Here is a 21,643-nt window from a genome sequence, read left to right on the forward strand (position 1 = left end):
ATCCACTTTAGCAGGAGAACTGCGATCATGGCCAACGCTGATAGCACCGGTTCGGCGGCAGATATCCCATCCTTCCGTTACCGCGTTTCCGGTATGGATTGCGCCAAGGATGCCGCCCAGATCGAGCGGGCGGCGCAATCTGCAGGTATCGCGCCTGACGCCGTGAAAGTGTCTACTGCAACGCACATAATGACTTTGACAGCTCCCGAAGCGCGCTTGCCGGAAATTGAAAAAGCCGTCGAGACAACAGGGTATGGGTTTGACCGCATCGAGAGCGACGAAGATATTCAGCAAGGTGCGGCCCATCAGGACCCTGGCTATCGCCGCGCGCTCTGGATCGTTGTGATCCTGAATGTTGGTTATGGCGTTCTTGAAATGATCGGCGGGTTCATTGCCGGGTCACAGGCCGTGAAGGCCGACGCGTTGGATTTCATCGGCGACGGCGCAATCACCTTCCTCGGCCTGTTGGCCATCGGCTGGAGCCTCGCTTGGCGAGCGCGGTCGGCTCTGATCCAGGGCATCTTCCTCGGCCTGCTTGGTCTTGGAGTCTTTGGCACGACCATCATAAGGGCATTCGAGCCGACAACCCCAGACGCCACTTTGATGGGGATTCTGGGCCTGATTGCTCTTGTGATAAATGTCATCTCCGTGCTGCCGTTGCTGCGGTACCGCAAGGGCGACGCGAACATGCGCGCTGTCTGGCTGTTCTCGCGCAACGACGCCATCGGCAACGCCGCAGTCGTTATCGCCGCCGGGCTGGTGGTTTGGCTAGGCAGCGCATGGCCCGATCTCATCGTAGCCTTCGGGATCGCCGGACTGTTCCTGCACTCGTCATGGGCGATCATCCGCGACGCGCGGGCCGATCTGAAGGCGGTGGCATGAACAGCCGCGTTCTCGGTGGGCTTTGCGCCATCGCCGCGTTTGGTGTTGATCAGGGCACCAAGGCTCTTGCCCTGAACTCCCCGGCGCTTGAGAACGGGGTCGAGGTTCTGCCCTTTCTCAACCTCGTGCGGGTTTTGAACGATGGGGTCAGCTTCGGTATGCTCGGCGGGGTCGTACCCTGGTGGGGTCTGGTCGCACTTGCTGCCGTGGTCGTGGCATGGCTGCTGATCTGGCTGTGGAAGGCTCCGGACAGGCTGACAGGTGCGGCGCTCGGTCTGATCATCGGAGGCGCGCTTGGCAATATCCTTGACCGTCTGCGCTATCAGGCCGTCCCTGACTTTCTCGACTTCCATTACAGGTCATACCACTGGCCGTCCTTCAACTTGGCTGACGTGGCGATCTTTTGTGGGGCAGCATTGCTGTTCTGGGACAGCTTTCGCACCTCGAAAGTTAGGCCGGAAAATCGGGAACAAGACAATCGCAAGGGAGATGTCACGGGGGGATAACAGCTAACAGGCAAAGAACTTTGGGAGGGAATTCGGCTTGAGATTTTTGGATTGGATTGACCGTGGCATTCGCGGCATCGGCGTCGTGACTGCGTGGCTGACAGTTGTTTCGATTGCTGCTTATGGCGCGCTTCAGATGCTGGATCGCAAGCTACAACTTGGCGTGTCGAGCTATTTGCCGGACCTGTCCACGTCACTGCTGTTCATCCTAATTTTCTTGACCTTTGGGTATACCTATCTGCGCGACGGTCACGTGCGCGTTGATGTTCTTCGCAGACATTGGTCCGCCCGCCGCATTGCTTGGATCGAACTGATTGGCGGCCTTTTTGTCCTTCTGCCGCTCGCCGCCATCCTGACCTACTACGGATGGGACGGTTTGATGCGCACCACGAAATACGCGGAAACCCAGTTGTGGGCACAACGCATCACCGGGGTCATCGGCCCCATCTTGCTGGCTCTTGCCGGGATGATCGTAGCCCTTCGCAACATCGCCTTTCTGACAGGGAGACGTGCGCAAGGTGCACCGGAACAAGCAAGCGGCCTGCACAATGGTGAATGAGGTCCTCACGGTTGCCATGCTTGTCGTGATGGCGATTGGGGTTTTCAGTGGCTTTCCGGTGGCGCTGGTGCTCGCGGGGACAGGCTTCTTGGGGTTTGTCGCTGCGGTTTGGGTGGGGATCACTGATTTTCAGCATCTGGGGCTGATCTACCTGCGGGCCCGTGGTGTACTGACCAATGAATCAGTCCAATTCACCAGCGTTCCAATGTTGATTTTTCTTGGCCTGATCCTGAATGCCAGCGGGATTGCCGAAACCATGTTTCGCTTGCTGGGGCGTCTTCTGACAGGCGTTCCCGGTCGCTACGCCATTGCGACTTTGCTGATCGGCCTCGTTCTTGCGCCCGCCGCCGGGGTGATCGGTGCTTCCGTCATAACTGTGGCGTTGGTGGCCTATGCCCCGATGATGGCGTCGGGCTACGCACCGCGAACCGCAGGAGGCGCTGTCGCAGCTTCTGGAGCATTGGGTGTCGTGTTCCCGCCAGCCGTGATGCTGTTCTTCATCTCGAACGTGTTCTATCTGCGCATCGGATTGATGTATGTGGCCCTCATCGTACCTGTGCTTCTGATGGTCATGGCCTTCGCGGTCTACTTTGCGGTCACCTTGAGAAAAACGGTCGAAATCCCGCTGGACACACCCAAGACCAATCTTGTGTCAGACCTCTTGTTTGTACTCGCGTCTGTCGCGGTCATCGCATCCATTCCGCTCAGCATCATTCTGGGCTTTGCGACACTAACAGAGGCGGCTGGAGTAGGGGTTTTTGGCGCGCTTTTGGTTGCTCTGGCGCGAAAGCGTCTGTCTTTCTCGTCGTTAAACTCTGTCACGGTGCAGACAAGCACGATGACGTCGATGGTCTTCTTCATCGTACTTGGCGCATCGGTGTTTTCGCTCAGTTTCCACCTCGTTGGTGGACCAAATGTGATCTTCGACTGGATATCCGCATTCGATCTCACCCGGTGGGAACTGTTGGCCATGCTCCTTGGCGTGATCATCATACTTGGGTTTGTTTTTGACTGGATCGAGGTGCTGCTGGTCTTTGTACCCGTACTGATGCCGATTATTTCAGAGCTCGACTTCGCAGATCACGTCGGCTCTGCCTACTTTGCACAAATCTGGATCGCTGGCCTGATAGCCTTGGCGTTGCAGACGTCTTTTCTGACGCCCCCTTTCGGTTATGCCCTGTTCTTTGCCAAGATGGCCGCACCGAAGGGTATCAATCTGTCTGATATCTATCGCGGAGCGGTACCCCTTGTTGCCATTGAGATTGCATTGATCGCGGCGCTGATCTCGTTTCCTCAGCTTATCACTTGGCTGCCCGAAATGGCCCTTGGGGATGCCGATGCGCCGCAATTGATACAGCGGTGAGTGATGTAGCCTGCAGCGGGGGAAAGCATTCCCTTGTGGGTTCTCTAGGTTTAACCGTTTTTTCGGATTGAGCTGAAGCGGCCACTGGCGCAGCCGCAGCGAAATGGTGCTTAGTCCGCTCTCCGGACAAACGCACCGAAAGCAGCGAAGGGCCGGTATTTGAACAACTCAGCACGCTAAAATTCTCGCAGCATGATGGCAAAGCTGTCTTTGTCAGCGCTAGTAGTTCACCTGTTCGAAGCCGTAGTTGCCCTCATAGTCACGCCAATCGACGAAGACAGATCGGTGATAGATACCCGGGCAATTCTGGCCCCAACGTTCAAGTCCCACATGGGCCTCGGGCAGGGCAGTTATGGAAGATCGCTGCCATGAGAAATCGCCTTGGGTCCCGTAGGTGCCGAGGACCACGGTCGCGCTTCGGTTACAATCCCCATCGCGCCCGGACTCGTGCTGTCGTGCATACCGTACATCGAAGACGCGGATGGACCGCACGAAATTGAACTCTGGCCCGCTGATATCGATGTCCGCGCGGTCCTGAACAAGCCGAAGGGTGAAGTCTGTGGGAACGAGATTATCTACTGGCAAGGATTGGAGCGGTCGACGGTTGTCGGTCCGGTACAAGGCTTCAATTATGCGGTCAGCGTTGTTTGATTGCCGATCGCTCTCATAGGACGCGCCCATGGGACAGCGCCAGATTTGCAGCGGCGGTTCCACTGGCCAAGGCGTAATCCGCCGGATGAACTCGGCGCGGGCTCGGGCGCAAGGGACGGAAGCGGGCCAGCCGCCAGACAGGCACAAGAGGATCGCGCAATCGATCGGGTAGGTCTGCGCGCGGGCGGGTGCCGGCAGCGAAAAGCTTGTCGCGGCCAAAGCGACTGCGACCGAGGGGAGGAGCTTCTTGAGTAAATGGCGCATACTGGGGGACCTCCGTGAGAGGAGTTCAGCATACATACGATAATATACTATCGCAACGCAAAATATTAAGCCGCATAATGAAGTTTATGTTAACCAACTGGCGCCCTGAGCCGCTAAAACATTACGATTTGATAATGCCCCGGCAAGGGCAGTGCCACCGTACCAAAGTTACTCCTTTGCGAAAGGAGCGACCATGTTCAGAACTTTCGGATTGCTCTTGGGTCTCGCAACTGCTGTAGTTCTTTTGTTTATGGTTTCGAACAGATGCTGTCTTCTGCGAAGGCATCTGATTGAAAGCTACTCTACCTTTCACTTGCCCAGGCGATTGCCGCCTTCATTTCCGCCGGGTCGAACTAACGGAGTTCTGCCGTGGTCAGCACGTCGGCGAACCTGGTTCCCCACTCCAACAAAGCCCCTTCGCCCACCACAGCGACGCGGCGGAAGTCATTCCTATGGGCTGTGTCGATTTTCAGATCTTCGAGCAGAGCGGACGGCCCATCGTAGCCTTCGAACCTCGTGAGATCGAGAACCAGGCCGGGCTTACTTGTCTCTTGCAGGCGCTCATGAAGCAGGGCGTGCATCCGTTTCAGGTCGCTTTCGCTGAGCTTGCCCTCGCAGGCGAGGCCAATCGTGTCGTCATGAGCTGTCAGTGTCTCGGTGAACATGGTTTTCCTCCTCTTTTTCCGGTTTGCCGTGACCGTAAAGGTCAGCGTTTTCGTGTGCGCGGTCTTCGTGCTCAAATTCCAGACTCGAATGACCGATGCTGAAATCGTCCTTCAGCCGGTCCTTGATCGCGGCCTTGATCTTTTCGATTTGACCCCAGCCGTCCGCTGTCAGCACGACGTGGCAGTCCAGAGCCGCCTCGTGCTCCTGCATCTGCCACAGATGCACGTGATGAACGTCCGCGACACCATCCACACCCCGCATCGCCTGAACGACGGTTTCATTATCGATGTCCGGTGGACTGCCGAGCATCAGCGTCCGAATCGGACCGCCGATCTCGGTAAATGCGAGGTAGAGGATGTAGAGAGCGATGCCGATGGTGATCGCCGGGTCGACCCACCGCATGTTGTAGAGGAGGATGAGCGAGCCGCCGATGATGACCGCCACGGAGGCCAAAGCGTCCGATAGGTTGTGCAGGAAGAGCGCACGGATGTTCACGCTGCCTTTCTGCATCGAATAGGTGAGCAGCGCCGTCAACGTGTCGACGACCAGTGCCACACCGCCCAGGATCACCACCGTCCAGCCCTGTACCTCTGGTGGGTCGATCATGCGCATGCCACCCTCGTAGATCAGGTAGAAGCCGATCAGGATAAGTGTCGTGTAGTTGATGAGCGCTGCGACGATTTCTACCCGCCCATAGCCGAAGGTCATGCGCTTGTCCGCCGGGCGGCGAGCGATCTTACGCGCGAAGAAGGCGATCACCAGCGACGCCATGTCCGAGAAATTGTGGAGGGCATCCGCGATCAGCGCGAGGCTGCCGGAAAGGATCCCGCCGACGATCTGCGCGACCGTCAGGAGGCCGTTGGCCCAGATGGCGATGGAGACGCGACGATCACCGGATTGAGGATCGATGTGGGCGTGGCCGTGATCATGCGGCACGGTTCGTCTCCTCATGGCGGTGGTTCGGCCGATCGAATCCGGGGACCGGCGGCAAGATTCCGCGGCGGATGCGGCGAACCCTGGCATTCATCCAGTGACGGATGACGTGGCGATAGAGCAAGTCGCGCACAAATCCGAAGTTCTGGCGGTGATTGACCCATCCGTCGCCCAAGTCCACCTCTACCCAGGAGTGGAGGATTTCGGACGGCGCGAGGGGATAGACGAGTTCCGGAACGACGCCTCTCTGAAGCGCCTTGTGGATTGTGAACCCGTGCAGTCGGCAGCGAACTCCCACGCCACGCAGCAGGGCCATGAGGAGCGTGCCCTTGGTGTTGCACTGCCCGTGGCCATCTGCGAGGACCTCGGACGCCGGAATGTCGTCGGCGCGGTTGTAGCCGAAGGTAATCTCGTTCCTGACGAAATCGTAGATGGCCCCAATTCGGTCGTCGCTGGGAAGGTCTGCCCAGCCGCGCTCCTCGATCAGTTTTGCAATTGAGGTCGCGTCAAAATCCAGCAGCCGGGTTTTGGCCAAATGAGGGTCGGCGGGGTTCACGGGATACCTCCTCGAATCGTTCACGAGAATATGTAGTTGCTACAGTCACTGTAGCTTCAAGCCCCGATTTCAGGCCGAGTCCTTGGTTACCTGATCGTCATTGTGCACCGCCTTGTGGTGTTCACCATGCGCGTCTCTCAGGATTCCGACGCCACCCCAGGCCGCGATGCCGGCGACAATCACGCCCACGACAAGGTCCGGCCAATTCGTTCCGAGCCAGGCTACGAGCCCGCCTGCGACGACGATTCCGAGATTGGCCGCGAAGTCGTTCCAGCTGAACGTATTCGCCGCTCGGATGTTTACGTCTGGATCGCGAAGCCGTGCCAGCAGCCAGACGCAAAGTGCGTTGATGGCCGCCGCTACCAGCGCCATGACAATCATGATCGTGCCAAGAGGATCCGATCCGCCGACGTAGCGGCGCCACGCGTCATACAGGATTCCAAGGGCGAAGAGGATCAGCAGGCCGCCCGAAACGTTCGCCGCTCCGCGCTTCCACTTGGCGGAGCGGGACAGCGCGAAGAGGCTGATCGCGTAGACGAAACTGTCCGACAGATTGTCGAGGCCATTGGCGATAAGCGCGCTTGACTCGCCGAATGCGCCCGAGGCGAAGAAAGCGACTGCCAGCCCGATGTTGAGACCCAGCACGATCCAGAGTGTGCGTCTTTCCGTTGCGTTTCTCTGCTCCGCCATGCCGGGTATCCAAATTAGTGAATTGCCAATGAGTAACTAACACCGGGCTTTTTGCGTTCCGATCAAAGGTCGTCGAAATTGCTCAGGCGCCGATCTCTTCATGGTCGGTCAGGCATTCGGAATGGTCGCGCAGTACCTCGAGCACACGGCAATCAGAAGTCTGTCCGCCGCTGCACTCATGCACCATCCGCTTCAATTCCGTCCGCAGCGCCTCGAGCCGCGCCAATCGTTGCTCGACCTGTTTGAGTTGCCGACGGGCTATTGCATCCGCCTCAGCGCAGGACTTTCCCGGATGATCGCTGAGATCGAGGAGCTCACGGATCGCGTCCAACGAGAACCCCAGTTGCCGTGCGTGCCGGACGAATGACAAGCGGTCGAGTTCGGCGTCGCCATAGCGTCGTTGGCCCCCCTCGGTCCTGCCGGGCTCAGGCATAAGTCCGATCTGCTCGTAATACCGGATGGTCTGCACCTTTGTTCCGGTCTTCTTCGCCAGCGTCCCAATCGTCAGCATTTCCGCTCCCCACATTACCTACAGTGGGTGTAGCTTTATGCGGTGCGCATCACAAGCTTCACCCGAGTTTCACAGATCGGTGATTGTTGGCCGATCGATGACAATCACGCTTGAACCTACAGTAGCTAGAGGATGTAAACGCACACAAAATATAGAATCAGGTTCGGGCGGAGCGGCGTGAGGCTTTCAGGTCTTCAGAAGGTATTGTGGGTGTTGGCGGGCGCGGCGGCGTTCGTTTTCATCTGGCTGTTGCTATGGTCCGACTACCGTGCCGATCTTGCCCGCACCGAGAGTGAACCACCGTTTCTTGCTGATTTCGAACTGACCGATCATCGCGGCATGGTCCAAACGGACGAAGATTTCGCAGGGCGCTGGATGCTGGTCTTCTTTGGCTTCACCAATTGCCCCGACGTCTGTCCGACAACACTGTCCGAAGTCGCGGCCGTGATGGAGGGCCTGGGCGATGAGGCAGCAATGGTTCAGCCGATTTTCATAACGATTGATCCGGAGCGGGATACGCCGACTGCACTTGCCGAGTATGTGCCCCTGTTCGACGCAGGGATCATCGGGCTGACCGGTACACCGGAGCAGATCGCCGCGACATCCGAAACCTTTCCGATATTCTTTGAGCGGATCGAGCAGGCGACTGCGCCGGGCGGATACACGATGGGTCACACGTCGCATCTTTTCCTTTTCGACACGCAAGCAGGCTTCGCGGACTCCTGGCCCTACGGCACGCCCGCCGAAGAGATCCTCGCCGATCTGAGACAGAGGATCTGATCGTCATGACCCGACTTTCCGGAGAGACGGCCCTTGGCCTGGCCTGGATCATCGCGCTCACCGCGTCGCTTGCCGTGCTCTTCATCGGCGAGGTTCTGGGGCAGACACCTTGCGTGCTCTGCTGGTTCCAGCGTGCCTTCATGTTCCCCTTGGCCATCATCCTCGGGCTTGGGCTGTGGTGGCAGGATCGGCGCGTGGGTCGCTACGGGATCGCGCTGGCTTTGGGCGGTGCCGCCGTCGCGCTTTGGCACTTGGGCCTCTATGTCGGCGTTATCCCCGAGCGTATCCAGCCCTGCACGGCGACCGGCCCATCCTGTACCGACGACAATCAACTGGTCTTCGGCATTCCGATTCCTTTGATGGCGCTCGTCGCCTTCGCGATGATCGGTCTGCTGTCGGCTCTCTCACTGAAGGAAACACAAAAATGAAACGACGCGGCCTCATCCTGTCCGTTCTCGCGCTCGGGGTCGCCGGTTTCGGCGGTGCCGCCTGGTATGCCACCCGCCCCGACCCGATTGCCGCGTCCGATCCCATCGACCCTGAAATGGCCGACGCGCTGATCCGACCCTATTCCCCGATCCTCGGGCCCGAGGATGCGCCCGTAACCATCGTTGAATTCTTCGACCCGGCCTGCGAGGCATGCCGCGCTTTCTATCCGGTCGTCGAGGATATCATGGCGGAGCACGGAGACGCGGTGCGCGTTGTAATCCGCTATACGCCTTTTCACGGCGAGGCGTCGGTAGAAGCGATCCGTGTGCTCGAGGCGGCGCGCATGCAGGACGTGTTTGAACCTGTGCTCGAGGCAGTCTTGCGAGAGCAGCCCAGATGGGCGTCTCACGGGACCCCGGCACCCGGATTGATCCTTGAGATTGCAGCAAGCGGAGGTCTGGATGTCGAAGCTGCCCGGACACAGATGCTGGCCCCCGGTGTTGTGGCGGTGCTCAACCAGGACCGCGCCGATGTCGAGACAGTCGGGGTCCGCCAAACGCCCACGTTCTTCGTGAACGGCAAGCCTCTCGATCCGTTCGGTGAGGCCGAATTGCAGAGGCTGGTGGCAGTGGAAGTTGCGGCAAGCCAAAGCTGATTTGCGGAGGCAGGAGAAACGAGTGGTGAAGAAGTTGAGATATACCAATGCATTGGCCGTGCTTTTGACGGTTGCAGGGCTGTCGGCCCCCGCACTGGCCGGTTCGGAGGATGTCGTGGTCGAGAATGCGTGGTCCCGCGCCTCGATCGGCGTCAACAGGCCAGGTGCCGCCTATATGACCGTGCGCAACACGGGTGAAGACGCCGTTACGCTGACCGGACTTGCGACACCGCTGGCAATGATGCCCGAGATCCATGAGTCGAAAACCAACTCCGATGGCGTCAGTTCCATGGCGCCTGCAGGCGAGATCACGATTGAGCCCGGCCAAAGCGTGGCATTGGAGCCGGGCGGGTTGCACGCCATGCTCATGAAGCTGCAAGAGCCGATGACCGAAGGCGAGAATTTCCCGCTGACACTGACCTTCTCGGATGGCGGCAAGGTGACGGTCGAGGTCCCAATCCTCGGAATCGCCGCGCGTGGACCGGAGGGCTGATGCAACGTCGGCAGCTCCTTCTATACGGCGCAGCCGGTGCCGGCGTTCTTGGCCTGACGCTCTTCGTGGGCTGGTGGCGGGTGGACGGGCCCGGTGCGCCTGAACCAAAAGGGCAGCGGCCCCTGCCCCTATCGGCGATGGAGTTCCGGCTGACCGACCACGAGGAAAATGAGGTAGGGCCTGGCAACCTGATCGGTCGTCCCACAATGGTGTTTTTCGGGTTCACCTACTGCCCGGACGTCTGCCCGACGACCCTATCGGATATTTCCGGCTGGCTTGAGGAACTGGGCGACGAAGCATCAGAGATGAACGTGGTCTTCATCACGGTCGACCCGGAGCGGGACACGGTCGAGGCCATGGCCGAATATGTCGGCTATTTTCATCCGGTCATTCGTGGCTGGACGGGGCCGGAAGACCAAATTGCCCGCGCTGCAGAAGGGTTTCGTGCCTCATTTGAGCGCGTCCCGACTGAGGGCGGCGGCTATACGATGAACCATACGGCAAGCGTATTCCTGTTCGATGCCGAGGGTGAGCTCGTCACCATGATCGACTATCACGAGCAAAGAGAATTCGCGGTGCCGAAGATCCAGCGCGCACTGACAGAAGACGTAGAGGGGGCAACATGAAGATAAGAACTGTCTTGGCGGCCGTTGCGGTCGCAGGCGCATTTTCGGTGACCGCCATCGCCATCTCTGGCGTTCTGTCCAAAGAACCGGTGCCCCCTGCGATTGCTGAAGCGACCCTCTGGACTCCCAATCCGCTTGCGCCGCCTCGGATTACCGAAACCAATTCGGTCCGCCCTACACTCGCCCAGGCGGATATCGCATTCGAGTTCAGACCCCGGCCGCTCCTGACCGTTTCCCCCGCTGATACCTCCTTGCCATCTATCGAGCCCCCGCTGGTCACCTGGTCGCGGGAGATTGCGTCCGGCGAGATGCTTGATGCGGTCCTTTCCGATGCGGGGCTGGATGCTTCGGATCGCGCCGAAATCGCCTTGGCGATTGGCACGGAATACGATCTGCGCCGTCTGCGTCCGGGTCACATCATTACGGTGGTTTCCACAACGGACGACAACCCGCGTCGTGTAGAGCTCGCCGTCGAAGACGGTGTCCGGATAGAGGCGGTCTTCGGCGAACAGCTTGCCGCCCGCGTGTTGGACCCGGATCCCGAATTGGTGACTTTCGCCGGCGAGGCGGTGATCGAGAGCTCGATTTTCGCCGCCCTGAACACGGCAGACATCCCCGCCCGTTTTGCGGTGGACCTGGCGCAGATGCTGGGCGGCACCGTGGATTTCCGTCGTGATCTTGCGGGTGGCGAGACGATGCGCCTCCTTTGGCGCGAGGCCCGAGACGGGAACAAGAGGATTGGTCAGCCCGAGCTTGCCTTTGCCGCACTGGATATCGATGGCTCGGTCTATGAAATCGTCTGGCCGAACGACGGCAGCGGCCAAGCGACGATCTATGTCGACGGAGAAGTCCTGCGCGTGTTTGCGCAACCGGTCGAAGGTGCACGGCTGAGTTCTGTGTTCGGGCGCCGCACCCATCCGGTCTACGGCAATGTACGGATGCACACAGGAGTCGACTTCGCGGCGGCGCGCGGCACGCCGGTACAGGCGACGGCGCCGGGCCGCGTTAGCTTCATCGGCCGACGCGGTGGGTATGGCCGGGTCGTCGAGATCGCTCATGGCTCCGACACCCTGACGCGCTATGCGCATCTGAGCGCCGTACCGGACGGGCTCACACAAGGGCAACGCGTGATGGCCGGAGATATGATCGGGCGGGTCGGTGCGACGGGTACCGCGACAGGCCCCAACCTACATTACGAAGTGCTGGTGGACGGTCGCCCAACCGACCCTCTCTCTGACGACCGATTGGCAGAGGCGGCCGAGCGTGAAGCGGACGACACGGCCGCGCTTGAGCGACTGCGTGAGGCGCGTTCACTTCTTGCTGAGAGGCTCGCCAGCGAATTTGCACAGACGACAACCGAAAGGCTTTGATCCATGAAACGATTTACTCCCGCCCTTGCCATCGCATTTGCCTTGCTTCCTGCGGCGCAGGCCGTCGCAGAGGCGATTCAGATCGACGTCCGGAAGACAAACGGCTGCGGCTGTTGCCTGTCCTGGATGAAGCACCTCGAGGAGAATGGCTTCGCGCCGATGGGCGAGGACATGTTCGGAGGATCTCTTGTGCGCTTCAAACTCGACAATGGCGTGCCGCAGCGCATGGTCTCCTGCCATACGGCTTTGGTCGACGGCTATGTGATCGAGGGCCACGTGCCGGCGGCTGACATCCAACGCCTGCTGGAGGACCGGCCAGACGCGGTAGGCCTGGCGGTGCCGGGAATGCCCTACGGGTCGCCCGGCATGGGACCGGAGGACGACCGGGAGGCTTACGATGTCTTCCTGATCCACGAAGACGGATCGACCGAGGTCTACACCAGCTACTCGGCTCCTGACTGAACTCGCGGCAGAACCTTAACAATTGGAACCCCTCTCCCCCATAGCGCTTGGCTTTCTTGGAAGCCTGGCCGCCGGATCGCTGACCGCGGTCGGGGCGGTCCCCGTTCTTTTTGGGCGCATCCCGTCCCGGGCCACGCGCGATCTGCTGCTTGGCTTCGCGGCGGGTGTCATGCTCGCGGCTTCGTTCTTCTCGCTGATCATCCCGGCTCTCGACGCAGCTGAAGGACAGTTCGACAACGGTGCTCTCCCGGCGGCCATCGTATGTGTTGCGATCCTGCTTGGCATGGGCGCGATCGCTCTGATGAACGAACGGCTACCGCATGAACATTTCAAGACGGGGCGGGAAGGTCCCGACGCCGCATCGCTGCGGCGCGTCTGGCTTTTCATCATCGCGATCACTATCCACAATTTTCCCGAAGGGCTTGCCGTCGGCGTCGGGTTCGGGGCTGACGGTTTGTCGGGCGGGTTGCCACTTGCGATCGGTATTGGATTACAGAATGCCCCCGAAGGTCTGGGGGTGGCGGTTTCGTTGCTCGGCGAGGGCTATTCCAGGCTTCGCGCCTGGGGCATCGCCGCTCTGACCGGTCTCGTCGAGCCCGTCGGTGGACTTCTCGGCGCAGGGATTATCAGTCTTTCGCAACCGCTGCTGCCCTGGGGTCTCGCCTTCGCAGCAGGTGCGATGCTCTACGTCATCAGCCACGAGATCATTCCGGAAACCCACCGATCCGGCCATCAGAACAGGGCGACGCTCGGCCTCGCCGTTGGTCTTGTGATCATGTTGTTCCTCGACGTCTGGCTGGGATAAGCTGATGAGAACTTGCCTCTTCGTCGGTCTGCTTGCTGCGCTGATCGCCTTTCTTGTCGATCAGGCAACGAAGGCAATCGTTGTGTCCAATGCGACTGTTCTTAGTTCCGGCGTATCGGTCTTTCCCGGCTTCAATCTCATCTACCTGCGCAATGACGGAGTGACCTTCGGGCTTCTCGGCGGCGCGCCGTGGTGGAGCCTTGTCTTACTGGCGCTTGGCATCTGCGTCTGGCTGGCGTTCATGCTGGTCCGTACCAGCAGCCGGGTCGAGGCCATTGCCTATGGTGCGATCATCGGCGGTGCACTCGGCAATATTCTGGACCGCCTGCGCTATCGTGCGGTGACGGATTTCCTCGATTTCTACATCGGGACGGCGCACTGGCCTGCCTTCAACATGGCCGATGTTTTTGTGGTTGGCGGCGTGATGCTGCTGCTCATTGCGCCGTGGGTTGGCGCTCGACTTCAGACCGATTCATGAAGCCGGGATTGCCGCAGTTCGTTAGTGAGGACCTGAACCTGTTCCAGCGCATGGGTCTTGCCCTTGCTGCCGGCGGATTGACGGTTTTGACTCTTCCGCCGTTTTCTTGGCTCATCGCGGTCCCTGTCGCCTTCTCCGTGCTCTTTATCGTTCTCCGGAACATCTCAACCTCGCGCGCTTTCCTTGTCGGTTGGGCTTTCGGACTGGGCCAATTCGGGATTGGAATTTCCTGGATCGCCGAGAGCTTTTACGTCGATGCCGAACGTTTCGGCGCACTGGCGATTCCGGCGGTCGCGGGTCTGTCCGCCGGACTTGCCATCTTCCCGGGCATGGCGGCGATGCTTTTTGCCGCCATCATGCAGCGCCGAGCTGTCGGCGGCATTGCGGCGGGCCTGCTGTTTGCAACCTGCTGGGTGGCCACGGAATGGCTGCGGGGTCATGTCCTGACAGGGTTTCCCTGGAACCTTGCCGCTTATGCCCTTGTCGACTATGCCGCCCTGCGCCAACCCGCCGCCTGGGTCGGAAGCTACGGTTTGGGCTTTCTCACGGTCTTCATCGGCATATTGCCAGGTGTGTTGACTGTGGCGGCGCCAAAGAGACGCGCGCCTGTTCTCGTGCTCTTCGCCGTTGCTGTGGCGGGTTTCTGGGTTGGCGGTGCGCTTCGGTCAGGGCAGGACGTGCCGCCGACAGACGTTGCTTTGCGCATCGTCCAAGGCAATGTGCCACAAGTCGAGAAGTGGGTACCGGGCAGCCGCCAGCGAACCTTGGAAAAATACCTGGGCTTGTCCGCGCAACCCGGACGTTTCGATTTGCTGCTTTGGCCGGAAACGGCCTTCCCCGGCTTTCTGGACGAAGATGCTGCGGCACGCGCGCGGATATCTGCAGCTTTGCCAGACGGCAGGATCCTACTGACAGGTGCGCCTGACCGAGTGGAGGGCGATGGGGGAACCAGATATTTCAACACGGTTCAGGCCTATGACGGCAGCGGCGAGGTTCTGACGGGGTATGCAAAACATCATCTTGTTCCGTTCGGGGAATATGTGCCCCTGAAAGGCTGGCTGCCCATCGAGCGGCTGACCGAAGGGTTGGGCGATTTCACGCCGGGACCAGGGCCGCGCACGCTGGCGATCCCTGGCGCGCCTCTGGTCGCGGTGGCGATCTGTTACGAGATCATCTTTCCGGGCCACGTGGTCGATGACCTTTTCCGCCCCGACTGGATATTCAACGCCACAAATGATGCCTGGTTCGGAACCAGCATCGGACCCGAGCAGCACCTCGCCTCCGCGCGGATGCGCGCGGTCGAGGAGGGACTTCCCGTGGTCCGGGCGGCCAACACTGGGATATCCGCGATCATCGACGCCAATGGAAATGTCGTCGCGCGTCTTGATACCGGGGAAACAGGCACCATTGATGCCGGCCTGCCGGGCGCGCGTACTCCAACGCCCTATGCGCGGTTCGGCGACTGGACCTTGTTGGTTCTTGTTTTTGGGTGCTGGGTCTTCGGCTGGCTGGCCAGTTTGCTCGGACGAGATCCCGATGCGCGGCATTTTGGAACGGAGGTATCCTGATGCTTGTGATCGTGAGCGCTATCGGAGGCGCGATCTGGGGTGGCTATCTGGCACGACGGAGGAGGGGGAATCACCTGGATATCCTCCAATATGCGGTAGCGTCTGCGATCGCCTTCGGACTTGTCGCCCTGTTTGCAACCATCGTGCTGTCGCGGGTTCTCGGCTAGCGAGCTTCGAAATTGCGCAAACGTGTCAGCGGCTTGAAGACCTGATAGCTCGAGGTCCCGATAGAGAATCGCGCGAATGTGCATCTAGGCGAGCTCATTTCTGATTGAGCCGTCGCTCGAACGCCTCCAATGTCGTCCCGCTGACGTGATGCTCGATCCCTTCCGCATCGCGTTCCGCGGTCTCTTCGTCGATTCCCAGGCTCAGAAGAAAGGCGACGACGACCCTGTGGCGGCGTCGACAGATCTCCGCGAGGTCCTGCCCGGCATCGGTGAGGAATATCGCGCGGTATGGCTCCCGCCGGACCAGACCAGCAGCCTTGAGCCGCGAGATGTTCTTGGTCACGGTCGGCGGCTTCACGCCAAGCCGCTCGGCGATCTCGACCGGTCTGGCCTCCCCGCGCGTCTCGATCAGTTCCGCGATCAGTTCGACGTAATCCTCCGCCATCTCGCTTTCATGTGCCTGACGCACGGTCGCAAAGCCATCGGCCTGCGCCTCGGGAGCCCGGTCGACCGCTTCGAATGGCTCACGCCCTTGTGATTGTAGCTTTGTCATACTCGGGACTTTGCAGCGAAACAGCGGGATTGACAACTTGTTTGCTTCGGGTAGATAAGTTAGCCATGTCTAACTTTTTACTTTGGAGGCCGTGGTGATGCGAAATATTATGAGAGTGCTGCTCGCCACACTCGCAAGTGCGCTCCTCCTGTCCGGACCTGTCGCCGCGACGCCGGCCAAGGAGGCGCCTTGGCTTCCCGAGGCAGCGGCCTACCGTCTGACGCTCTTTCTTGGAAATCTCGAGCCTCTGCCCTGGGACGACATCGAGACCGCCTGGACGGAACCCTACCGGGGTTCGGAATTCTCTGTCGGGGCGCTGGCGTGGCTGGACCGCAAAAGCGATATCGAGCTACCGAAACCGCCGGATCAATGACCGTGCGCCAGTGCTCCTTTCGCCATCTGCTCGCCCACCGGTTCTCCGCCTGAAGGCCCGGCCTCAACCTGATGGCCGTTCAGGAGCCGAAGTGCGTTGGCGACCACCAGCAGAGACACGCCTACATCCGCAGCAATGGCGCCCCACATTGAGGCCATACCGAACGCGGTCAGCCCGACGAACAGCGCCTTGGTCGCCAGCGATATGCCGATATTCTGGTGGATGATCGTCATGGCACGGCGCGAATGGCCGATAAGCCAGGGTACCTTGCCGATGTCGTCGGTCATCAGCGCGATGTCGGCCGTCTCGATCGCGGCATCCGATCCGACAGCGCCCATGGCGATGGCATAATGCGCCCGCGCCATGGCCGGTGCGTCATTCACACCGTCGCCGATCATCGCCACCATGTCGTGGCTTTCGACGAGTTCCTCAATGGCCGTCACCTTGTCTTCTGGCAAAAGTTCGGCGCGCACCTCGTCGATGCCGACTTCGGCTGCCACCGCGCGCGCGGTGCGTTCGTTGTCGCCCGTCAACATCACGATGGTCTTCACACCCTGCGCATGCAGACGCGCAACGATCCCCTTTGCATCTGGGCGGATGCGGTCGCGAAGCTCCAGTACGCCGGTCACGCCGGTCTCGTCACCCACGGCAACGAGGGTGCTCCCTGCCCCTTCGATCCGATCCCGCAGATCCGCCGGAATGGCATTGCCGAACCCCTTCTCTTCGGCGAAGCGATCCGAGCCGAGCCAGATAGCGCGCCCGTCGGCGCGTCCTTCCAGACCGCGCCCGGGCACGGTACGGGTGTCCTCTGCGGCAGACACGGAAACACCATCGGCTTCGGCGCGCGAGAGGATGGCGCGTGCCAGCGGGTGTGAAGACCGCGCCTCCAGGCTTGCTGCCAGCGCCATGAGATCGCGTGCGGAAACGCCGACCAGTGGGTGAACCGCCGCCACCTCAGGCTCGCCCATGGTGATCGTCCCGGTCTTGTCCATCGCCAGTGCCGTGGTCCGCCCCGGCGCCTCGACATAGGCGCCGCCCTTGATGAGCACCCCCGCCCGTGCCGACGCGGTCAGCGCTGCCACGATGGAGACCGGCGTAGAAATGACCAGCGCGCAAGGACATGCGATGACCAGAAGGACCAGAGCATTGTAGAACCAGTAGTCCCAGGCGCCGCCGAGCAGCAGTGGCGGCACCAGCGCGATGGCGATCGCCAAAGCCATCACGATGGGTGTGTAGATGCGCGCGAACTTGGCCACCCACTGTTCGACCGGCGCGCGGCGGGCATGGGCATCGCCCACCATGCGAATGATTTTCGCGAGCACCGTGTCCGAGGCGGCCTTCGTCGCCCGCACCGTCAGTGTGCCCTCGCCGTTGATCGTGCCGGCATAGACCTCGTCGCCTGGTTCCTTGGGCACTAGCGCGCTTTCCCCAGTAATTGGGGCCTGATCGACGGCCCCTGCCCCGTCCACGACCTCACCGTCGAGGGGGATCCGGTCGCCGCCGCGCACGATAAACCTTGCATTGACTGCCACGGCCGCGGCCGGAACGTCGGATTCAGATCCGTCGTCGTAAAGAACCCGCGCCGTTGGCGGCGCCAGATCGAGGAGCGCGGAAACCGCATTACGCGCCCGCCCCACGCTCCAGCTCTCAAGATAAAGCGAAAGCGAGAAGAAGAAGGCGACCGTCGCGGCCTCAAAAAACTCGCCGAGGCCGATGGCGCCCGCGACGGCCACCACCATGAGCAGGTTCATGTCGGGGCTAAGCCTCCGCGCCGAAGACCAGGCCTTGGGCGCGACAAGCCAGACGCCAAAAAGAATCGCGACGGCGAAGATCCCTGCTTCCACCATAGGCATAGGCACCTCGCCATGGCCCGCAAAGAGCCCGAGCGCGCCGCCCATGCCGGTCTCGACAATGTGAAAAAGGAATCCCGCCGCCCAGAAGCCGCCGCTCAACGAGGTAAAGCGCTTCTGACGTGCCAGATGCGCCGCCTGGTCCTCTGCTGCGTTGTCGGCATCCCATGGCTTGGCGCTCATGCCGGTCGTTGCGACCAACTGCGTGACTTCGTCGTCTGGTATCCTCTCGGCGCTATCGAGGATGGTCATTCGCCCGTTGATCACGTCGAATGCCAGGTGTTCGGTTCCGCCCACTTTCGGCCCGACAACCCGGTTCAGGATCGCCACCTCTTCGGCGCAATCGAGCCCGGAGACCTGAAAGCTCCTTCCGCCAGACGGCGCTGGCGCCGTGGACGCGACGTCCTTGCTGGCGTCGCAACAGGAGTTGCCTCTTGGGTCAGAATGCTCTTGATCACCCGGATGGCCGTGATCGTTGCGGTTGCCGTCGGAAGACATGGATTGACCTCAGGATTCATTGATTCCACATTGACATAGCCCCTACAGTAACTAGAGCTTCAAGGGCAACAAGTGGATATTCGTCCAGCAAGAAAGGCGCCCTGCGGAGGCTTGAAGCTAGCCGCCCCCTTGAAACGACGCGGTTGGAGCAACGCTTGCCGGTACGAAGCGATCAGAATGAGTGAGGTAGACATGCAGAAACGAAACGCGCCGATTATCGCAGCGACATTGGTGCTTGCTGGCTGCGCGGTGCCAACGCTGGACGACGGCGGCGCTCGCAACGAAGTGGGAAGTGTTCCCGAGGCCGTCATTGCCCTTGCTGCGCCTGGTCAGGATCTCACCACGGCGCGGCTTCGTCCCGAGGATGGCTGTTATTGGTATGAACACAGCGGTCCGGTGGAAAACACCTTGGTTCCGCTACGCTCGGCAGGTGGCAACCCCATCTGCACTTCGCGCCAGTCCTGATCAGCCCATAGATGCGTCAAGCCCACGCGTAACACATGATGCGCCAGTCAACTTCTCGGGGTGACGCTGTCTTCCGCCGAGTACAGGAATGCCGTCGAGCCAATCTCGACGTTGGGATAGAGATCATTGATGTGTGCCATGACCATTCGGACGCAGCCGGAACTCGCACGGCCGCCAATGCTTCTTGGATACGGTGTCCCGTGAATCCTTAGATAGGTGTCTCGGTCGCCGACGAAGAGATAGAGGGCTCGCGATCCGAGCGCGTTTTCAGGTCCGGGTTCCATACCGTCAGCGATATCGGCGTAAAGCTCTGGGTCGCGGTCGATCATGTTTTGTGTCGGCTGCCAATGCGGCCACCTGACCTTGCGCTTGATCGTATAGGTGCCCGGTTCGTAAAGTTTACCGCGCGCGATCGCCACGCCATAGCGCATCGCCGTGCCGCCTTCTTCGATGTGGTAGAGATAGCGCGCAACAGCATCGACATGGATATCACCGGGTACAAGTCCGTCCTTCGCGAGGACCCGCTGTGGCAGGAAGCGAGGGTGAAGGCCCCAAGGGTTGGACGTGGCCGGGTCGTAGCCGGGAGGTGTAACCTGTGCGTCCCAAGCTGCCTTCTGCGCATCGGTAGGCCACGTGTCTGCAAGGAGCGGGCTGGATATCGATGCCGAAAACAGCGCGGTGGTCGTCTGGATGAAATGTCGTCTTGTCAGCATATAGATTGCTCCGTTCACGCATTGGACGGCAAACCGAACCTTACCCCGAACGCAGTGTTGTTCGCCCGGGAAGGAGTGAGGCGTTATTGGCAACTTGCTCCATGGTGCCGTTCTTTGTCGGTGGCTTAACTCCTAAAGCTACTAGAGGTTCAAGAAAATTTTCTGTTATCAATAGACGCTGCTACTAATGGAGCTATCCGATCCGTCCCAGAACCGGAAATACGTCGAGCATCCAGTATGACAGCGCGCTCAACTGCCCTGTCATCATCGCCAGCCCCATCAAGATCATCACTATGCCCGCAAGCTGGTGGAGGCGGCGGCCAACCCGGCCGATGGCCCGCAACCGTCCCGCGATCTGGTCGGTGAATCCGGCCACGATCAGAAACGGTATTCCAAGGCCGGCGGAATAGACGGCAAGCAGCATGATACCTTCGCCCATCGTGGCACTCGCCGCACTGGCTGTCAGGATCGCGCCGAGGATCGGGCCGATGCACGGAGTCCAGCCGAAACCGAAGGCAAGACCGAGGACATAGGACGCAGCGGGTTGGCCCCCGGGGATGTTGAGATTGAATCGGAAGTCGCGTTCCATGACCGAAACACGCGCGGCTCCTATCATGAAGAGCCCGAAGAAAATGATGATGCCGCCCCCAACGAGGTTGAGTTCATACCGCCACCGAAGCAGGGCCTGACCCATTGCAGTCGCGGATGCGCCAAGTCCCATGAAGATGGTGGAGAAGCCGAGGACAAAACACAGGCTCAGCCAGACCGCGCGCGACGGCGAAGCGCCGACCACCCCGCCCTCAGCGGCTGTGCGCCCGGTTACGTAGGAGACATAACCTGGCACAAGAGGTAGCACGCAGGGGGACAGAAATGATATCGTGCCGGCTAGGAGGGCGGCGGTGAGGGCGCGCGCCAAGTGATGTCTTCGTCGACCCAGATCAGCAGGGACCCCCGCTTGCGCAGCGATGCGTTGTAGCTGGACCAGTTGGTCGTACGATAGCGGGCGGGAGATGGGTTGCTCATGGAATGCGGCTAACAGCATGGGTTCGCGAAGGGAATCCTGAGGCGTCAGACTTGTGCAACAACGCCCCGTATCATCGACCTAGTGGTGCCCACATGGCAGGCTATTTCAATGGATAGATTTTTCTCTATCAGTATGCCCGCGGCTCAGTTTGTTAGAAATGTCCTGCTGTTCAGCTTCGCTGCATTACTGCCGGTCCTGTTGTTCTACGTCTTACTGGCTCCGGGCTTTGCTCCGGCTCTTGCTGCCGGCGGACCGGCACTCATGCGCTTACTAAGGCAGGTTGCGACCAACGGTTTGCCCGTGGTTTTTGCCGTCAACTATGTCAGTTTTTTCCTTTTCGCTATGACAAAGCAACCAAAGGCGGGCTCAAGAGACACGGCGTTTTTCGTGCTGGTCGATGTCTTGCTCAGAGCCCTTCTCTTTCCAGGTCTCCACGTGCTGATATACGTTCTATCTGCCGACTGGTTCGGGTCATTCGGCGGCAATCGTTCAACCGCTTTGGCGGTTGTATCCCCGACTCTTGCGCGTTCGGCATTTTTCGAGAACATCTCCGGCGTTTACCTCTATGCGACTATGATAAGCGCGTTGCCGCTCTACGTCTCGGCTTTCGGGCGGTCGGAATTTCTTGGACCGGTTGTACGTCGCTTGCCCATGAACACGGGCGTGATGCTGCTTGCCCTGGCTGCGTTTGCCTTGTCGGTCGGGCTGATCACGATCGGCGCACAAGGCATCGCATCTCTTCAGGCCAGGTGA

At 60.3% G+C, this 21,643-nt stretch carries 27 protein-coding genes and 1 pseudogene; 17 read left to right on the forward strand and 11 right to left on the reverse strand.

Annotated features, from left to right (window positions below; all coding sequences use genetic code 11):
- The first annotated feature begins 27 nt into the window (after window positions 1-27).
- The 4 genes from SHM7688_RS06335 to SHM7688_RS06350 are packed head-to-tail and all read left to right on the forward strand — an operon-like array spanning window position 28 to window position 3,310.
- Entirely contained in the window at window positions 28-882 is an 855-nt protein-coding gene (locus SHM7688_RS06335) for a cation efflux transmembrane domain-containing protein (RefSeq protein ID WP_028284971.1), read from the forward strand.
- On the forward strand, window positions 879-1,388 hold the full coding sequence (lspA, locus tag SHM7688_RS06340) for a signal peptidase II (protein WP_036538122.1): 510 nt from the start codon (window positions 879-881) through the stop codon (window positions 1,386-1,388). The genes SHM7688_RS06335 and lspA (SHM7688_RS06340) overlap by 4 nt, the downstream gene beginning before the upstream one ends.
- 37 nt (window positions 1,389-1,425) lie before the next feature.
- Window positions 1,426-1,947, forward strand: coding sequence for a TRAP transporter small permease subunit (locus SHM7688_RS06345; protein WP_223229250.1), 522 nt, complete (start codon window positions 1,426-1,428; stop codon window positions 1,945-1,947).
- Window positions 1,937-3,310: a TRAP transporter large permease gene (locus SHM7688_RS06350; RefSeq protein WP_046212151.1), complete on the forward strand. Its 1,374-nt coding sequence runs from the start codon at window positions 1,937-1,939 to the stop codon at window positions 3,308-3,310. Before SHM7688_RS06345 ends, SHM7688_RS06350 begins: the two co-directional genes overlap by 11 nt.
- A 219-nt stretch (window positions 3,311-3,529) precedes the next feature.
- Here the strand turns inward: SHM7688_RS06350 and SHM7688_RS06355 are convergent, their stop codons facing one another.
- The 6 genes from SHM7688_RS06355 to SHM7688_RS06380 form a co-directional block, all read right to left on the reverse strand.
- Entirely contained in the window at window positions 3,530-4,225 is a 696-nt protein-coding gene (locus tag SHM7688_RS06355) for a hypothetical protein (protein ID WP_223229251.1), read from the reverse strand.
- A 353-nt stretch (window positions 4,226-4,578) separates the two neighbouring features.
- Window positions 4,579-4,890 carry a SpoIIAA family protein gene (locus tag SHM7688_RS06360; RefSeq protein WP_007803481.1) on the reverse strand — a complete coding sequence of 104 codons (312 nt, stop codon included), beginning with the start codon at window positions 4,888-4,890 and terminating at the stop codon, window positions 4,579-4,581.
- Window positions 4,862-5,827: a cation diffusion facilitator family transporter gene (locus SHM7688_RS06365; RefSeq protein ID WP_007803480.1), complete on the reverse strand. Its 966-nt coding sequence runs from the start codon at window positions 5,825-5,827 to the stop codon at window positions 4,862-4,864. Before SHM7688_RS06365 ends, SHM7688_RS06360 begins: the two co-directional genes overlap by 29 nt.
- Window positions 5,817-6,380: a transglutaminase-like domain-containing protein gene (locus SHM7688_RS06370; RefSeq protein ID WP_007803479.1), complete on the reverse strand. Its 564-nt coding sequence runs from the start codon at window positions 6,378-6,380 to the stop codon at window positions 5,817-5,819. The genes SHM7688_RS06365 and SHM7688_RS06370 overlap by 11 nt, the downstream gene beginning before the upstream one ends.
- A 69-nt stretch (window positions 6,381-6,449) precedes the next feature.
- A complete protein-coding gene (locus tag SHM7688_RS06375) occupies window positions 6,450-7,070 on the reverse strand; it encodes a cation efflux transmembrane domain-containing protein (RefSeq protein WP_008327361.1) in 621 nt (206 codons plus the stop codon).
- A gap of 82 nt (window positions 7,071-7,152) precedes the next feature.
- A complete protein-coding gene (locus SHM7688_RS06380; RefSeq protein ID WP_007803476.1) occupies window positions 7,153-7,581 on the reverse strand; it encodes a MerR family transcriptional regulator in 429 nt (142 codons plus the stop codon).
- A 213-nt stretch (window positions 7,582-7,794) separates the two neighbouring features.
- Between SHM7688_RS06380 and SHM7688_RS06385 the strand changes: the two genes are divergently transcribed.
- The 10 genes from SHM7688_RS06385 to lnt are packed head-to-tail and all read left to right on the forward strand — an operon-like array spanning window position 7,795 to window position 15,247.
- Window positions 7,795-8,361 (forward strand): SCO family protein, encoded by a 567-nt coding sequence (locus SHM7688_RS06385; RefSeq protein ID WP_007803475.1) that lies wholly within the window; start codon window positions 7,795-7,797, stop codon window positions 8,359-8,361.
- 5 nt (window positions 8,362-8,366) lie between these two features.
- The gene (locus SHM7688_RS06390; RefSeq protein ID WP_007803474.1) at window positions 8,367-8,789 is read left to right on the forward strand and encodes a disulfide bond formation protein B; all 423 of its coding nucleotides are present in this window, start codon (window positions 8,367-8,369) and stop codon (window positions 8,787-8,789) included.
- Window positions 8,786-9,445 (forward strand): DsbA family protein, encoded by a 660-nt coding sequence (locus SHM7688_RS06395; protein WP_007803472.1) that lies wholly within the window; start codon window positions 8,786-8,788, stop codon window positions 9,443-9,445. Before SHM7688_RS06390 ends, SHM7688_RS06395 begins: the two co-directional genes overlap by 4 nt.
- 22 nt (window positions 9,446-9,467) lie before the next feature.
- Entirely contained in the window at window positions 9,468-9,938 is a 471-nt protein-coding gene (locus SHM7688_RS06400; protein ID WP_008327335.1) for a copper chaperone PCu(A)C, read from the forward strand.
- Window positions 9,938-10,564, forward strand: a complete 627-nt coding sequence (locus SHM7688_RS06405; RefSeq protein ID WP_007803468.1) for an SCO family protein — start codon at window positions 9,938-9,940, stop codon at window positions 10,562-10,564. The genes SHM7688_RS06400 and SHM7688_RS06405 overlap by 1 nt, the downstream gene beginning before the upstream one ends.
- Window positions 10,561-11,934, forward strand: a complete 1,374-nt coding sequence (locus tag SHM7688_RS06410; protein ID WP_050686157.1) for a M23 family metallopeptidase — start codon at window positions 10,561-10,563, stop codon at window positions 11,932-11,934. Before SHM7688_RS06405 ends, SHM7688_RS06410 begins: the two co-directional genes overlap by 4 nt.
- A gap of 3 nt (window positions 11,935-11,937) precedes the next feature.
- Complete coding sequence (locus SHM7688_RS06415; RefSeq protein WP_007803465.1) at window positions 11,938-12,396, forward strand: DUF411 domain-containing protein; 459 nt, start codon at window positions 11,938-11,940, stop codon at window positions 12,394-12,396.
- Between the two features lie 22 nt (window positions 12,397-12,418).
- Entirely contained in the window at window positions 12,419-13,201 is a 783-nt protein-coding gene (locus SHM7688_RS06420; RefSeq protein WP_050686155.1) for a ZIP family metal transporter, read from the forward strand.
- Window positions 13,202-13,205: 4 nt separating this feature from the next.
- Window positions 13,206-13,679: a signal peptidase II gene (lspA, locus tag SHM7688_RS06425; RefSeq protein WP_007803461.1), complete on the forward strand. Its 474-nt coding sequence runs from the start codon at window positions 13,206-13,208 to the stop codon at window positions 13,677-13,679.
- Complete coding sequence (lnt, locus tag SHM7688_RS06430; protein ID WP_009807490.1) at window positions 13,676-15,247, forward strand: apolipoprotein N-acyltransferase; 1,572 nt, start codon at window positions 13,676-13,678, stop codon at window positions 15,245-15,247. The genes lspA (SHM7688_RS06425) and lnt overlap by 4 nt, the downstream gene beginning before the upstream one ends.
- A gap of 261 nt (window positions 15,248-15,508) precedes the next feature.
- Here lnt and mntR read toward each other — a convergent pair whose 3' ends face one another.
- A complete protein-coding gene (gene mntR, locus SHM7688_RS06440; protein WP_008327326.1) occupies window positions 15,509-15,967 on the reverse strand; it encodes a manganese-binding transcriptional regulator MntR in 459 nt (152 codons plus the stop codon).
- Window positions 15,968-16,064: 97 nt separating this feature from the next.
- Between mntR and SHM7688_RS06445 the strand changes: the two genes are divergently transcribed.
- A complete protein-coding gene (locus SHM7688_RS06445; RefSeq protein ID WP_012187175.1) occupies window positions 16,065-16,340 on the forward strand; it encodes a hypothetical protein in 276 nt (91 codons plus the stop codon).
- Here SHM7688_RS06445 and SHM7688_RS06450 read toward each other — a convergent pair.
- The gene (locus tag SHM7688_RS06450) at window positions 16,334-18,688 is read right to left on the reverse strand and encodes a heavy metal translocating P-type ATPase (protein ID WP_207287124.1); all 2,355 of its coding nucleotides are present in this window, start codon (window positions 18,686-18,688) and stop codon (window positions 16,334-16,336) included. The genes SHM7688_RS06445 and SHM7688_RS06450 overlap by 7 nt on opposite strands.
- 192 nt (window positions 18,689-18,880) lie before the next feature.
- Between SHM7688_RS06450 and SHM7688_RS06455 the strand changes: the two genes are divergently transcribed.
- Complete coding sequence (locus SHM7688_RS06455; RefSeq protein WP_012187176.1) at window positions 18,881-19,153, forward strand: hypothetical protein; 273 nt, start codon at window positions 18,881-18,883, stop codon at window positions 19,151-19,153.
- A 47-nt stretch (window positions 19,154-19,200) separates the two neighbouring features.
- On the opposite strand, the gene SHM7688_RS06460 is transcribed toward SHM7688_RS06455, so the two are convergent.
- The 3 genes and pseudogenes from SHM7688_RS06460 to SHM7688_RS19575 form a co-directional block, all read right to left on the reverse strand.
- Window positions 19,201-19,866, reverse strand: a complete 666-nt coding sequence (locus tag SHM7688_RS06460; protein ID WP_007803448.1) for a L,D-transpeptidase — start codon at window positions 19,864-19,866, stop codon at window positions 19,201-19,203.
- 193 nt (window positions 19,867-20,059) lie between these two features.
- Window positions 20,060-20,782, reverse strand: coding sequence for a cytochrome c biogenesis CcdA family protein (locus tag SHM7688_RS06465; protein WP_007803446.1), 723 nt, complete (start codon window positions 20,780-20,782; stop codon window positions 20,060-20,062).
- Window positions 20,770-20,889, reverse strand: a pseudogene (locus SHM7688_RS19575) (IS5/IS1182 family transposase); the annotation flags it as partial. The pseudogene SHM7688_RS19575 and the gene SHM7688_RS06465, both read right to left, overlap by 13 nt.
- Before the next feature lie 109 nt (window positions 20,890-20,998).
- Between SHM7688_RS19575 and SHM7688_RS06470 the strand changes: the two are divergent.
- On the forward strand, window positions 20,999-21,643 hold the full coding sequence (locus tag SHM7688_RS06470) for a hypothetical protein (protein WP_007803445.1): 645 nt from the start codon (window positions 20,999-21,001) through the stop codon (window positions 21,641-21,643).

The sequence above is a fragment of the Shimia marina genome (assembly GCF_001458175.1).
GTDB lineage: Bacteria > Pseudomonadota > Alphaproteobacteria > Rhodobacterales > Rhodobacteraceae > Shimia > Shimia marina.